17 protein-coding genes are annotated in these 12,960 nt (G+C 32.4%); all 17 read left to right on the forward strand.

Features of this window, described 5'->3' with window-relative positions:
- The first annotated feature begins 59 nt into the window (after nucleotides 1-59).
- Complete coding sequence (locus KIK00_RS12220) at nucleotides 60-719, forward strand: DUF2461 domain-containing protein (protein ID WP_255812686.1); 660 nt, start codon at nucleotides 60-62, stop codon at nucleotides 717-719.
- Nucleotides 720-969: 250 nt separating this feature from the next.
- On the forward strand, nucleotides 970-1,758 hold the full coding sequence (locus tag KIK00_RS12225; RefSeq protein ID WP_255812687.1) for a hypothetical protein: 789 nt from the start codon (nucleotides 970-972) through the stop codon (nucleotides 1,756-1,758).
- A gap of 112 nt (nucleotides 1,759-1,870) precedes the next feature.
- Entirely contained in the window at nucleotides 1,871-2,446 is a 576-nt protein-coding gene (locus tag KIK00_RS12230; RefSeq protein WP_255812688.1) for a hypothetical protein, read from the forward strand.
- A 96-nt stretch (nucleotides 2,447-2,542) separates the two neighbouring features.
- On the forward strand, nucleotides 2,543-3,022 hold the full coding sequence (locus KIK00_RS12235; RefSeq protein ID WP_255812689.1) for a hypothetical protein: 480 nt from the start codon (nucleotides 2,543-2,545) through the stop codon (nucleotides 3,020-3,022).
- Between the two features lie 76 nt (nucleotides 3,023-3,098).
- Nucleotides 3,099-4,067, forward strand: a complete 969-nt coding sequence (locus KIK00_RS12240) for a hypothetical protein (RefSeq protein WP_255812690.1) — start codon at nucleotides 3,099-3,101, stop codon at nucleotides 4,065-4,067.
- 154 nt (nucleotides 4,068-4,221) lie between these two features.
- Entirely contained in the window at nucleotides 4,222-4,755 is a 534-nt protein-coding gene (locus KIK00_RS12245) for a hypothetical protein (protein WP_255812691.1), read from the forward strand.
- Nucleotides 4,756-4,832: 77 nt separating this feature from the next.
- On the forward strand, nucleotides 4,833-5,597 hold the full coding sequence (locus KIK00_RS12250; RefSeq protein ID WP_255812692.1) for a hypothetical protein: 765 nt from the start codon (nucleotides 4,833-4,835) through the stop codon (nucleotides 5,595-5,597).
- Between the two features lie 71 nt (nucleotides 5,598-5,668).
- Nucleotides 5,669-6,415: an energy transducer TonB gene (locus KIK00_RS12255; RefSeq protein ID WP_255812693.1), complete on the forward strand. Its 747-nt coding sequence runs from the start codon at nucleotides 5,669-5,671 to the stop codon at nucleotides 6,413-6,415.
- Nucleotides 6,416-6,567: 152 nt separating this feature from the next.
- Nucleotides 6,568-7,224: a hypothetical protein gene (locus KIK00_RS12260; RefSeq protein ID WP_255812694.1), complete on the forward strand. Its 657-nt coding sequence runs from the start codon at nucleotides 6,568-6,570 to the stop codon at nucleotides 7,222-7,224.
- Between the two features lie 63 nt (nucleotides 7,225-7,287).
- Nucleotides 7,288-8,049 (forward strand): phosphodiester glycosidase family protein, encoded by a 762-nt coding sequence (locus KIK00_RS12265; protein WP_255812695.1) that lies wholly within the window; start codon nucleotides 7,288-7,290, stop codon nucleotides 8,047-8,049.
- A gap of 85 nt (nucleotides 8,050-8,134) precedes the next feature.
- Nucleotides 8,135-8,674, forward strand: a complete 540-nt coding sequence (locus KIK00_RS12270) for a dihydrofolate reductase family protein (protein WP_255812696.1) — start codon at nucleotides 8,135-8,137, stop codon at nucleotides 8,672-8,674.
- Between the two features lie 18 nt (nucleotides 8,675-8,692).
- Nucleotides 8,693-9,067 carry a VOC family protein gene (locus KIK00_RS12275; RefSeq protein WP_255812697.1) on the forward strand — a complete coding sequence of 125 codons (375 nt, stop codon included), beginning with the start codon at nucleotides 8,693-8,695 and terminating at the stop codon, nucleotides 9,065-9,067.
- Between the two features lie 19 nt (nucleotides 9,068-9,086).
- Nucleotides 9,087-9,611 (forward strand): hypothetical protein, encoded by a 525-nt coding sequence (locus KIK00_RS12280; RefSeq protein WP_255812698.1) that lies wholly within the window; start codon nucleotides 9,087-9,089, stop codon nucleotides 9,609-9,611.
- A complete protein-coding gene (locus KIK00_RS12285) occupies nucleotides 9,589-10,149 on the forward strand; it encodes a hypothetical protein (RefSeq protein ID WP_255812699.1) in 561 nt (186 codons plus the stop codon). The genes KIK00_RS12280 and KIK00_RS12285 overlap by 23 nt, the downstream gene beginning before the upstream one ends.
- Nucleotides 10,150-10,245: 96 nt before the next feature.
- A complete protein-coding gene (locus KIK00_RS12290; protein ID WP_255812700.1) occupies nucleotides 10,246-11,856 on the forward strand; it encodes a serine hydrolase in 1,611 nt (536 codons plus the stop codon).
- A gap of 132 nt (nucleotides 11,857-11,988) precedes the next feature.
- A complete protein-coding gene (locus KIK00_RS12295) occupies nucleotides 11,989-12,372 on the forward strand; it encodes a 5-carboxymethyl-2-hydroxymuconate Delta-isomerase (protein WP_255812701.1) in 384 nt (127 codons plus the stop codon).
- A 33-nt stretch (nucleotides 12,373-12,405) separates the two neighbouring features.
- The gene (locus KIK00_RS12300; protein WP_047425589.1) at nucleotides 12,406-12,909 is read left to right on the forward strand and encodes a DinB family protein; all 504 of its coding nucleotides are present in this window, start codon (nucleotides 12,406-12,408) and stop codon (nucleotides 12,907-12,909) included.
- Nucleotides 12,910-12,960: the final 51 nt, after the last annotated feature.

Raw genomic sequence — 12,960 nt, forward strand, 5'->3', positions numbered from 1 at the left:
TACCAGAAGTTAAAACATTTTTACAACTCCTTGATTAGAGGTAAAAACATTTATACAACATGAAAAAAGCACTGGATTTTCTCACCCATTTAAAAGAAAACAACAATCGGGAATGGTTTGCCAATCACAAATCTGAATACGACTCGATTGTAAAAGAAAACAAAGTTTTTTTTAATCAGATCTATACCGAACTTCAGGAATTTGATAACCTGAAAGGAATCCATATTTTCAGAATTTACAAAGACGTTCGTTTTTCAAAAGACCAAACACCGTATAAAACCAATTTCGGAGTTGGATACTCCCGCTCGAAACCCATGCTGAGAGGCGGATATTATATTCAGCTGGAACCGGGCAACAGTTTTGTAGGCGGCGGATTCTGGGGACCGGAAGCAAAGGATTTGCTCCGTATCCGTAAAGAATTCGAAATCAGCAGCACAGAAATTGAAAAAATAATCTCTGACAAAACCTTTGTAAAATATTTTGGAGAACTCAAAGGTGACGCTGTAAAAACAGCACCTCGTGGTTTTGATAAAAATCATCCGGCCATAGATTTAATCAGAAAAAAGCAATTCCTGGTAATGCGGAAATTTACAGATAAGGAGGTTTTGTCGAGCAATTTTCAAAAGGAGGTCCTTCTTACCTTATTGGCAATGCGTCCCTTTTTTGATTACATGAGTGAAGTACTGACAACTGACCTCAATGGAGAGCCTTTATTTTAAATGAAGATCAACTGTTAAGAGCTGAAAAATTCCGGTGCTTTATCTGAAGAAGTACTCTAAAAGGAAAAAAGAAAATAATGACTGAAAAACAGTTTCATTCAAAACCGTTCTGAAAACCAGAATGGTTTTTTTTATGTAATCTACCACAAAAGGGTTATTGACAGGTAAGCTTATGCTTGGTAATTTTGGTTATTGAAATATGTGAAACAACACATGATCAGAAAATTTACTAACCATAAAAACTCATACTATGTTATCAAATACCGGAACCGTCTCATTCTATCTGTACCTTTTCTTTATTGTGATAGGTTTACTATCTATTTTTATAGTATATTATCTGATAAAAAAAGGAACTCTAGCCCCTGATAAGCTTGAGAATTTTTTAAACTACTTCAAATGGGTGATCATTACTCTTGCTATCAGTACTGTCACTTTAATTGTAACGGATCTCTTTAAAGAGAGGGATCAGGATATTAAAGAACTTGAATATTTTGATAAGTACGTAAATGATGTTAAAAACGAAGACCGCCCGCTGGTAAGGCTTCAGCTTGCAAAATACCTTTCTATAGTTGCCCCAAGCGGTGACATGAAAAAATCCTGGACCAATTATTATGAAACTATTAAACAGGAGTATGACGACTATATAGAGGCGCAGAATAACTTAAAAAAAGATTCAGCAATTGCTAACCCAACTCCCCAACAAATAAAACAAACTGAAGAAAACAAAAGAAAAGTAGAATTATTTTTGACCCCTTTATCAAGCAATAATGCAGAATGGTTTATTATAGCAGCAGGCAACAATGATATAGGCGGGGCCAATATCAATCTTGAAAAAGCAATTAAGATCAATCCTAATTCAAATATTATAAAAAAAGAGGGTTCATTCAGAACGGTTCTGATGGGATATCTTTCAAAAGCTGAAGCTGAATCACAGTTAGAAAAGGTCAGAAACGAAGTTAATCCCAAGTCGTATATTGTCAGAAAATCCACCTGGTGCAATACAATTGAAAGGGGCAGCGAGTGTTTAATTTGCAAATAAAAACATTTAGAAATTTTACCATACCGTTCTGTTTTTCAGAACGGTATTTTATTTTTATTCTTAATATTACTATTCTAACATTTATGTGTAGATTTGAGTACTAATAAAAACCATGAAATCTCTCTTCTTATTATTCTTTTGCGCTGTCATCCTTGGCTGTCATTCATCAGACAAAATTGAGACAATTAATTCTACGCACACATTTGAACTCATTAAAGCAACAGATTCAACCTCTTTTTTGCGTTGGAGTGATGGAAAAAAAACTTATCATTCTTCAAAGTCCATTAGTAACAATTACCTTGATCATAAAACACTATTACAATGGAGTAATGATCAATATATGTGTCTCAGGCATTCCAACGGAAGTGATACCTGGACAGATTTAATTTTGCCATTTAACAATAACGAGGTCAAGTTATATGAAAATACTCTGGCTTATGATAAAGTAAACGGCATTGTTATCTATGAAACAGACTCTCTCCCTTATAAATTAGTTGCAGAAAATATTACTGGAAAGAAGAAACAATTCCTGGGAGAACACTGGAAAAATTGTTCAAGCCTTTTTCCCCATTATTGTATTGATAGTATATATGTTGAGAATAAAGAACTTTATGTAGATTGGGTTTTACCAAACAAAATAGATCAACCTAATACAGCAGAAGTACAAAAAGTGAAGCTAAATTTCTGATGTTAACAATAACTAACCATGAAAAAAATATCCTTATTCATTATAATTTCTTTTATTATACTAAGTTGTTCTGAGCATTCACAAAAAACGAAATCAATGGACTTTGGCAGTTTTAAAATTCAGACTCCCAAGACCTGGAACAAATTAAAAACGGATGCTTACGATAGCAATGCCGGAATCATCATCACAAAAAATAACGATTCTGTTTTTTATGATTATGGGCCTTATTCAAGCTCATTGGAAGAACCTACAGATGCAATTATTAGCAGAAAAGATTTAAACGAACTTTTAAAAGTAAATCCAGAGGCTGACACTACCGCATTTATGATCATCAATGCAAGTGCAAATCCGGAGGATTTCATCAAAAGTAAAATAACCTATAAAAAAATTGATGGGTACAGGGCAAAAATATTAGAGCCAAAACAAGTTGGAAAAGGAATGACAGGAGTTTATATTGACAGCATTAAGACTGGATCCTTAGGAAAAATCCGTTTCAATTTATACGGGACAAACCTAAAAAAGAAAAGTCAGATTGAACTTTTAAAGGCTATTCAGACTTTGCAGTTTAGAAAATAATATCTGCAACACAACATTACCATCAGAAAAAATATAAAGCACAATTTTTGTACTTTATGCCCATGAAAAACAACTCATGAAAATAAAAATCCTTCTACTCTTATTATTCATCGTAAGCTCAGCCAAAGCACAAGTCACAGAGAAAATAACCATTCCTAATGGAGTGGTTTATAATTATGCTGATGACAAAATAAATGAAAAAGCAAAAAAACTACTCACTGAAAGCCTTAAGAATATGACCAATGATGATCTGTTGGGAGATAACTTAATCATAGGTCCAACGCTTTGGAAAAGGTTTAAAAATCTTGAAAGCTTAAAAAGTATTCCGGATAGTGTCATTTTTCATATTGACGATATGGAAATAGAAGGAAAAATGTCCAAGAACCTAAAGGACTCCAAAAAGATTTGGGATGAAGTAAAAAAAGAAGTTTACGGAAAATTTCAGATACGAAAAGCCAATGAAGATGAATTGAAATATTACTGGTCAACCATTTCATTTGATATTGAAGAACCCTTGTTTGTGCTGCAGACCGAAAACCATCTGTATATTTTAAACTCTCTGAAAAAAAGTATGAAGTTATTCTGGCTGGATGAGATTCCTAATAAAAATGCTTACCATAACCCTATTGACAACGGAACATATAAAACGAATGGTACTTTCAAAACGTATCAAAATGGAAATGAAGTTTATATTACCGATAAAGGAAACAAAGAAACCAAACTTGAAAAAGTAATATTGTTAAGCAGTGATCCGGAATTACAGGCCAACTCTTCGGTTGAAGATATGAAGTCTGTTATGGAAAAAACGAATAAAATTTTTGAAAGTTTATTTAAAAATTCTAAAAATGAAGGAAAAGTAATGGTTCAATTTGAATTGGGAGAAAAGAAAAACGAAATTCAATTTGCCGTTAAGGATGATCTGGATCTGGAAATTATGAAAGAATTTGAAAAGCAGGTAAACAAAGAAAAATATCCCAATTCAAAGAAAGGTACTGTAAAGTTCCAACTGATTTATAAAGTCAATTCTTACAATGATACAGAATAAATTATTTCTTAGACTATTTTCCCTGCTCACTTATTTGTAATTTAGCCACTCAAAAAAGAACCATGAAACTTTATATTTTAACTTTCCTGTTTTGCATTTTCAATCTTACAGTTGCACAGGAAAAACAATATCAATCTATACCGAAGGCCTTTATATGACCCTGGAAGATGTTTTAAACAAAAAACCGTCGTCCACCGAAGAAGTATATTTCAAAGCCTGTGAAAAATGTGATTCTCTTGATCTGCCGGAAAAAGCATTCTTTTACTTTAAAGAAAAAAATAAAAGAGTGAGAATTCCCTTAGCCGTTTCGCATAAAGGAGAAATGTATTTTCAGACCTATCGAAAATATACCAACAAGAAAGACAATGGATATGACCCCGACCAATATTCAAGGTTTTGTAGAGTTTTGAACTATGGGAGATTTATTTATTTTGAAGAAAACATGAAAGGTTTATGGTCGAAGGCATTTTTAGGAGCATTAAGTCCTCTTACTTATTCCATCAATGGAAAAACCAAAGGAATTGTTTTAGATTTAGAAAACAAAGAATTTAATATTCTGCAAAACTGTGATGATTTAAATGATTTCCTATCGGCCCATAATATTCCTGAAATCCAATGCAACCCAGAAGCCTACACCATTGGAGATTTGAGAGCAAAAATTGAAGAAATCAATATGCCTTACCGCTAAGTGTACGTTAACAATATATGTAAAGCCGTTCCGTTATAAGGACGGTTTTATTATTTTATAAAAAAACTTTTAACCGAATGAAAAAATGTATAACAGTTTATCTTGTTTTTTTCTCCTGCTTTTTATGGTCACAGGAAATAATCTATCCTAAATATATTTACGAAAAAGATTTAAATAGCATTACTCTAGAAAAAACTGAAGACATCAATTTTTTCAGATATAAGCAAATACAGTATATAGGTCATCCTCAAAAAAACATTAACCTTAAATATACTGATAATGAATTACATAATAAAATCTTAGAAAGAAATTATAAAAATAGTGATTTCATAGCTCTTAATAAAGAACTTAATGAGCGTCAGTATAAAGATCTCCGAATTTTTGTAGATACCTCCCAAAAAACACCATTAACTATAACCGATATTGATACTACAAAAATATCAAATGCAGACTATAATGCTAAAATGGATAGTTTATCTGTAGGCTTAAAGCTCTCAAAAGAGATCCCATTCATTATGACTTATTATGATGGATTTCCTGTTACCATTTATAACATGGAAGGGAAGGAGCGTGTAATTGGTTTTGGTAACAATGTGATATTAGAGCTGGAAGCTTTAGATAAAAATTATCAATGGAAAAAAATATATAATTTCAGAAAATATACTTGTGGAACAGGTATTAAATTTTTCGTTTTAAAGCCAAAAGAAATTGCAACTGTATTTGAGCCTCGATTAAGTGGTAATTTTAAAACAAAATTCAGATACAGGTTAGGGAATATTCTTTCAAATGAATTTGATGGAAATATCAATGATCATTATTTGGAAGATGCTCATTCATTTTAAATAATAAAATTATAACCTTAACCATGAATTATAAAAATTTTCTTTTATCCCTATTATTTCTAATGCTATTCATGAGTGTACATGCACAAATGGATAGCATTGAAATTAAAAAATATCAAATAGAACAAGACAAAATATGGGATTCAATCTGTACTGCAGAGACCCAATTAGCTCTTGAGGAAATTAAGCTTGGGAAGCTGACATATGTAATTCCAAAAGGAATGGTAGAAATGTTTGACAGTGATAAAGAATTGAACCAACTATTAAAAAAGTATAAAATCAAAACTACTCCTCAAGGAATATTTTGTACTGTACCTTATGAAAAACAGTTTTGTTACGGTGATCTCATGAATAAAGAAATTGAAAAATTGTATGGTTCAAATTTTATTGAGAAAAAAAGAGAAGAAGCTGAAAAAATATATATTACAAAAAACATTTATAAAATTTTTCCCGGGAATGAATGTGATAGAAATCACTCCATTTATCCTCTGGCAAAAAATGTAGATGAATACATTGATAGATATAGAGGGGATTATTTCAAAGATTTTACCTATCCGGCTAATTATATACATAGAAAAGAGGGAGACCTCTATTCACATACTGATATTGAATTTATATTAACCAGAAAAGGTAAAATAAAAAATTTAAAGGTGCATTCAACTTTTCATAATCCTTATAATCAAAAATTCGCTAAAGAATTTGAAGAAAAAGCAAAATATTTTATTCAAAATATCTCTTGGATTCCTAATAAAAAGTCTGAAATTATTGTAAAGAGTAAAGAAACTCTCACTTTTCTCTATGATAAATATGACAAATAAAACGTAATCACACTACAAGAAGCTATAAACCTCAAATATAGAAGCTTATAAAGCCAATAAATGAAAGTTTATCTAAAATTATCAACCCGCACACAAGCAATAAAAACTTCAATATTTATTTTTGCAGTCATAAGGTTCCTTAAAATATTTTCATGAAATTCAGACTTTTTTTATTCTCCCTGTTATTATTTTCTGTGAAGATTCTTGCCTGCAAATGCAATGGTGAGCCCACTCTGAAGTCTTCCTTTGAAAACGCAGATTTTGTTTTTATCGGTGAAGTATATGATGTCACAGAAGTTCCTGCGGGATTCAAAACTGCCCAAAATATTCTAAGCAAAGTAAAAATCAATAAGATCTACAAGTCAGATTACTACAATGAATTTTATACACAGAGTGCTACTCTTTTCGGGTCTCCGCTGCATTCTTGTGATGTTCTTTTCACAGAAAAAGGGAAATATTTAATTTTCGCTTATGATGAAAAAGATACCGGACTCCTCTACTCCAGTCAATGTTTTCTACAAAAAAGGGTGGATCAGCTTTCTTCGGAAGAATTAAAGGAGCTGAAATCTTTAAGTACTGAATATAAAAAATTAGCTGAAAGCTCCAATGCATCCAATCATGCTGAACTTACGGATTTGGTTGTGGATGATTTTAATCAATCCGATCGAAAAATCAATGAACAAAAAAAAGAAATAGTTACGCTTATTCAACAAAATAGCAGGTACAAAATAATCATTTATATTTCAACATTTGTGATCGTCATGTTTCTGATTGCTTTAATTATTTTACGCAAGAAACATCAACGGTGAAATACCATAAAACCGCCTTAATGAATAAGCAGAAAGCAATATATTTGTTTTGAAAACTACATTATGACCAAAACTCTCGAAATAAAAAACAAGAGATGTAATATAAAATCAATCCGTTACTTTCTCCTTTCACTGCTGCTCTTCTCTAGCTTTTGTTGTAAAGAAAAAGTAAAGGATGATACTCGTTTTATTATTTATCAGGTGAATCCTGAGAAACACAATATACAATTGTATTGGAAAAATAATAAAGGGGAACTCCTGAAAAGTATTGATCATCTTAATCTTGATGTTCGGTCTAGAAAAGAAAAATTAGTATTCGCTATGAACGGAGGAATGTTTGAGACCGGCAACGCTCCGAAAGGTCTGTATATTGAAAATTTTAACACCCTAAAACCTATAGACACACTGAAGGGCGTCGGAAACTTTTATCTTCAACCTAACGGAATATTTTATTTAACCCAAAACAAACGGGCAGGAATTGTTGAAACTAAAAAATACAGGCAAAGTAAAAACATCAGATATTCTACCCAATCCGGGCCAATGCTGATAACAAATGGAAACATCAACCCGATCTTTCAGGAAAATTCTAAAAATCTGAACATCAGAAACGGCGTAGGAATTCTGGAAAACGGAGAACTCATTTTTGCGATGTCTAAGAAAGAAGTCAGTTTTTATACCCTAGCACAGTTTTTCAAAAATTTAGGCTGTAAAGATGCTCTTTATCTTGATGGGTATGTTTCAAGAACCTATCTCCCGGCAAAAAACTGGATTCAGAAAGACGGAAATTTTGGAGTGATGATAGGAGTTACAGAGTCTGAAAAATAAAATAAAGTGATTTCATTCCGCCATAAAAAAGGTAAAATATCCCTATCTTTCATGGTATTTCAAAATATTCAATACGTATTATAAAATGAAAAAAGTAATATTAGACCTTGCCACTACATTAGACGGATTTATTGAAGGTCCCAATGGAGAAACAGATTGGTGTATCATGGATGATGATATGGATTTTGATGGGTTTCTGACAGGGATAGACACCATTTTTTACGGAAGAGTAAGCTATGATGCATGGGGAAATTATCAGCCGGAAGAAAATGCAGGTCCGGAAGAACAAAAACTCTGGGAAGCCATTCATTCAAAAAATAAATTTGTGTTTTCCAGTCAAAACAGAGAAGATGAAAATGCCGTTTTCATCAGTTCTGATATTTTAGAAAAAGTTTCTGAAATAAAAAAACAGGGTGGAAAAGACATCTGGCTGTATGGAGGAGCAAGTCTTATTAAAACATTTATCCAGCATAATCTGATTGATACCTACAGGATATCTGTTCATCCGATTGCCTTAGGAAAAGGAAAACCACTTTTTGAAGATTTAAAGGAAAAATTAAATTTAAAACTGGTAGCTACTAATGTTTTTAAATCCGGTGTGGTACAAATTATTTACGAAGCTTAAACTTAAAACAGTCAGGACATGAATGCCCAGCTTGAAACTATTATTCTGTATGTAAAAAACGTGCAGTTGCTCAGGAACTTTTATGTGGATTATTTTAATCTGAAAGTGATTGAGGAAGATCCAATCTGGGTTTTGCTTGATGCCGGAGGTGCCCATATCGGATTACATAAAATAGGAGACCAGTATCTTGAAAAAATAGAAGCCGGACATCTTTTCGACAATAATACCAAACTCGTTTTTGAAATTGATATTGATATAGAATCTGCAAGAAATGAACTGGTCTCAAAAAACATTCAGATGAAAGAGATCAAAACTTTTGAGGACTACCCTTTCTGGCTCTGTGACGGAACTGATCCGGAAGGAAATGTTTTTCAATTAAAAAGCAAAAAATAAAACTAACTAATCTACAGCCATGAAAAAAATAATTGCCGTCACCTGTCTTGTCTTAATTCTAACCCTTTATAACTATCCTATTTTTGACGACAAAAAAATTACATTTGCTGTTATTTTTCTGTGCTTTGCTGTTATTGTATTTTCGATAGCAAAACTTTATTCTCCCGTTGAAAAAGAAGATTATGATTCGATTGAAAAAGAAATGGACAAACTGCATGATGATGACGGGATCTTTCAATACACAGACGAAGGGTTTTATTTTAAACAAAAAAACTCAACAGAATTGATACTGTGGGATGAAATTATTTCAATATATTCTTTCCGCATTCCATCACCATTCAGTAAAAGAAAACAATCCGGGCTGGAAATTATTACCGATAGGAAAAGCTATGAATTTGATTATACTGTAACACCCGGAATCGTAAAGCTGGCCGATCAGCTTTACAACCAACTTCCAGACTGGAAAGAAGATTATTCACCTATGGACATAAACAATTTCGGACTTGAGAAAACAAAATTGTATGAAAGAAAACATTCACAGTAATCTATCAGATATGCCGGCTATCATTGAAATAAAAAACAAACCCAATTGGGCGGTAACTTTTATATTGGGGCTGGGTTTATTTATACTCTCTTTTATTATTCTGATTATTATTCCCCTTATGAGCATGCAGGCGGAAGGGTTTTATATTGTTTTAAACTATATTTCAACCGTCATTCCGTTTGCTGCTTTTTTTATCCTATTTCTGTATATCTGGCTGTGGAATACCTTTGGAAAAACAATTCTCACTATTGAACCCGAACAAATAACAGTCCGATATAAAAACAAGTTGTTTACAAGTCCCAGAATCTATCTGAAAAAGGAAATTGATCACGTTCAGATAAAAGACTTTCAGGTAGAAAAGTATAAATTTGGTGTCCGCTATCATTTTTCAATAAGTGAGTCTACGTATTCTATTGTTTTTATACAAAATGGCAACGAAACCAGAATTGTAAACTGGATCACTATAACTAAAGCTTACGACATAGCTGATGAAATAAAAAAATGTGGGATTAAAATACAAGATATGCTTTATGTGTAAATTGACCATTAATAAAAACACAATAAAGAACAAAACATTTTTGAAATTCCATGTAATATTATAACACCTAAAAGTGTCTTATTAAAAAAAAATTAAATGAAATCTATTGTAACGTGCTTTATTTTATTACTTGCAGCCGGACCTCTTTTTTCTCAAAAATCCAAACAGCTGGAACAGGTATTCTCAACGTATGAAAAGGCCGGTTTGTTTAGTGGTTCAGTTCTAATTGCAGAAAAAGGAAAGATTATTTTTGAAAAAAGCTACGGCTATAGAAATGCTTCTAAAAAAGAGAAAAATACCAATAACAGCCTTTATCGGGTTTTCTCTACCACAAAAATGTTCACTGCCACCGTTATTTTTCAGCTGGAAGAAGAGGGAAAATTATCTTTGAATGACAAGCTTTCGAAATACTATCCGGATTTTCCAAAAGGCGACAGCATTACTCTTGCCCATTTGCTTTCCCATACATCAGGAATTCCCAATGATACAAATTCTGAGTATACTGTAGATGAAGAAACATTTTTAAAATATATTTCTGCAAAACCTTTGAATTTTTCCCCCGGTAAAGATTGGGATTACTCCAATTCCGGGTATTATATTCTCAGCTATATCATTAAGAAAGTTACTGGCATGAACTACGATAAAGCGATTGAAGATTATATCCTGAAACCTTTGAAAATGAATCATAGTGGATTCAACTTCAATAATGTTACTGATGAAAATAAAGCATTGGGTTATGAATTTTTATCTGATAACATGTCAAACGAGGCATTACGTTTCAAAACCGATCACCCTTTTGGTGCAGGAGCTATGTATTCTACAGTGGAAGACCTTTTTAAGTTCAATGAAGCGCTAAAGAATTATACTATCCTGAAAAAAGAAACGATAGATAAAGCTTTTACTCCTTACCTTAAGGATCATTATGGATTAGGGTTTCAGATTTCAACTGTTTTTGACAAAAAACGGGTAGGTCATAATGGCGGTGGGCCAGGTTACAGAAGCAGATATTACAGAGTCCTGGAAGATGATATTTGTCTGGTTTTAATTTCAAATTCAGAATTATCACACACAGATTTTATTACTCCGCTGGTAGAAAAAATACTGTACAATAAACCTTATAGCATTCCAGCTATTGCAAAAGTGAGTGCGGAGGATTTAAAAAAACTGGAAGGCGTTTATTCTACTGAAAATTCAAACTTCTACATAAATAGTACAGATGGGCAACTGATCTTCAAAGAAGGCAGTTACCCCAGAAACTCTTTATTACCGTTAAGTAAAACATCATTTCAGCTTGATGAAAAATTTTCCTGCACATTTAAACCTGATCAAAATGGAAAAATAGATACTGTTGTCATCCAATTTTGGGATGGAACGGTGAAAACTGCGAAAAGAAATACCAATAATCTTACCTGGGGAATCATTGGAAATGCAACTCCTAACGGCTGGGAGGGAAAAGATATTCCACTACAGACAAATTCTAAAACTCCGAATATTTATTTCCTTAAAAACTATAAACTGAATAAAGGGAATCTTAAATTCAGGTTTAATAATGACTGGGGATACAACCTCGGACTGAATAATGATAATAAAAGTATTGCCTTTGATGCCTACGATTTCCCTATCAATGAAGACGGAATTTATGATATTGTTCTCGATATGACAAATACTGTAAAACCACAATACAGCATCAAAAAATCAAATCCATAAAATCGATATTTACAAATTAAAAAATACACATTTTCAAACCGTTCTGTTTTTCAGAACGGTTTTTATTTTCAATATCCATTCATTTTTTTATTATTTTTATCTGACACAAAATCAAACCACAAAATATAATCTATGCCTCATTTTATTATAGATTGTTCACAGGATATTCTTCAGCAAAGAACACCTGATGAATTAATGGATGTCGTCTACAAAGCGGCTGACGCTACAGGTCTATTTGCTCCCAATGATATTAAAGTCAGACTTCAGCCCTATCAGTATTACAGATTAGGTACAGGTAAGAAAAATTTCCTGCATGTGTTCGGATATATTATGCAGGGACGCAATACGGAACAAAAAGCCCATCTTTCAAAAGAGATTAGTATGAGGCTTTCAGAATTATTACCTGAAATTTCTTTTCTTTCTGTAAACATCAGCGATTTTGAAGCAGCAACATACAGTAACAAAGCTCTCATTAATCCTGAAAATACAGATAACAACCGGCATTTCGGATTATAATACCTTATTTTAAACCAACTAAATACTAATATTATGAGCTTAAAAGCATTAGTTAACAAAAGCGTACAGTACAACAACTGGGTAGTCAATAAATACATCGACTGGTTATCCACAAAGTCTGACGAGCAGCTTAATCAGGAAACAATTTCAAGTTTTCCAACAATCTTAAAAACCTTACATCATATCTGGCAGACCCAGGAATACTGGTGGAGCCATATTTCTGAAAAAAATGATTTTGATTTTACTAAAACTACAGAAACAACTGACAAAGAAGATATTTTCAATGCCATTAAAAACAATTCACAAAAGCTGGTAGATTATGTGGAAAGTCTCTCTGAAGATGATCTTTCAAAGAATGTAAAGATAGAATCTCAATGGTTTCAGTGTGATTTTTCAAAATATGAATACATTCAGCATGCCATTCTTCACGGAACTTATCACAGAGGGCAAATTGTAACCATGGGACGAAATATCGGAATAACAGACGCTCCTATGACCGATTTTAACTTCTGGAATATTTATAAAGACAAGCAATAAAAGGTATATCTTTTCTATCACTTAAAAAGATAGTAATTTACAGTGTAACCC

Source organism: Chryseobacterium sp. MA9 (genome assembly GCF_024399315.1).
Lineage (GTDB): Bacteria > Bacteroidota > Bacteroidia > Flavobacteriales > Weeksellaceae > Chryseobacterium.

What these genes read in the sequence shown, in the direction of transcription:
- KIK00_RS12220 (WP_255812686.1), top strand. Translation starts at nt 60, where the DNA reads ATGAAAAAAGCACTGGATTTTCTCACCCATTTAAAAGAAAACAACAAT.
- KIK00_RS12225 (WP_255812687.1), top strand. Translation starts at nt 970, where the DNA reads ATGTTATCAAATACCGGAACCGTCTCATTCTATCTGTACCTTTTCTTT.
- KIK00_RS12230 (WP_255812688.1), top strand. Translation starts at nt 1,871, where the DNA reads ATGAAATCTCTCTTCTTATTATTCTTTTGCGCTGTCATCCTTGGCTGT.
- KIK00_RS12235 (WP_255812689.1), top strand. Translation starts at nt 2,543, where the DNA reads ATGGACTTTGGCAGTTTTAAAATTCAGACTCCCAAGACCTGGAACAAA.
- KIK00_RS12240 (WP_255812690.1), top strand. Translation starts at nt 3,099, where the DNA reads ATGAAAATAAAAATCCTTCTACTCTTATTATTCATCGTAAGCTCAGCC.
- KIK00_RS12245 (WP_255812691.1), top strand. Translation starts at nt 4,222, where the DNA reads ATGACCCTGGAAGATGTTTTAAACAAAAAACCGTCGTCCACCGAAGAA.
- KIK00_RS12250 (WP_255812692.1), top strand. Translation starts at nt 4,833, where the DNA reads ATGAAAAAATGTATAACAGTTTATCTTGTTTTTTTCTCCTGCTTTTTA.
- KIK00_RS12255 (WP_255812693.1), top strand. Translation starts at nt 5,669, where the DNA reads ATGAGTGTACATGCACAAATGGATAGCATTGAAATTAAAAAATATCAA.
- KIK00_RS12260 (WP_255812694.1), top strand. Translation starts at nt 6,568, where the DNA reads ATGAAATTCAGACTTTTTTTATTCTCCCTGTTATTATTTTCTGTGAAG.
- KIK00_RS12265 (WP_255812695.1), top strand. Translation starts at nt 7,288, where the DNA reads ATGACCAAAACTCTCGAAATAAAAAACAAGAGATGTAATATAAAATCA.
- KIK00_RS12270 (WP_255812696.1), top strand. Translation starts at nt 8,135, where the DNA reads ATGAAAAAAGTAATATTAGACCTTGCCACTACATTAGACGGATTTATT.
- KIK00_RS12275 (WP_255812697.1), top strand. Translation starts at nt 8,693, where the DNA reads ATGAATGCCCAGCTTGAAACTATTATTCTGTATGTAAAAAACGTGCAG.
- KIK00_RS12280 (WP_255812698.1), top strand. Translation starts at nt 9,087, where the DNA reads ATGAAAAAAATAATTGCCGTCACCTGTCTTGTCTTAATTCTAACCCTT.
- KIK00_RS12285 (WP_255812699.1), top strand. Translation starts at nt 9,589, where the DNA reads ATGAAAGAAAACATTCACAGTAATCTATCAGATATGCCGGCTATCATT.
- KIK00_RS12290 (WP_255812700.1), top strand. Translation starts at nt 10,246, where the DNA reads ATGAAATCTATTGTAACGTGCTTTATTTTATTACTTGCAGCCGGACCT.
- KIK00_RS12295 (WP_255812701.1), top strand. Translation starts at nt 11,989, where the DNA reads ATGCCTCATTTTATTATAGATTGTTCACAGGATATTCTTCAGCAAAGA.
- KIK00_RS12300 (WP_047425589.1), top strand. Translation starts at nt 12,406, where the DNA reads ATGAGCTTAAAAGCATTAGTTAACAAAAGCGTACAGTACAACAACTGG.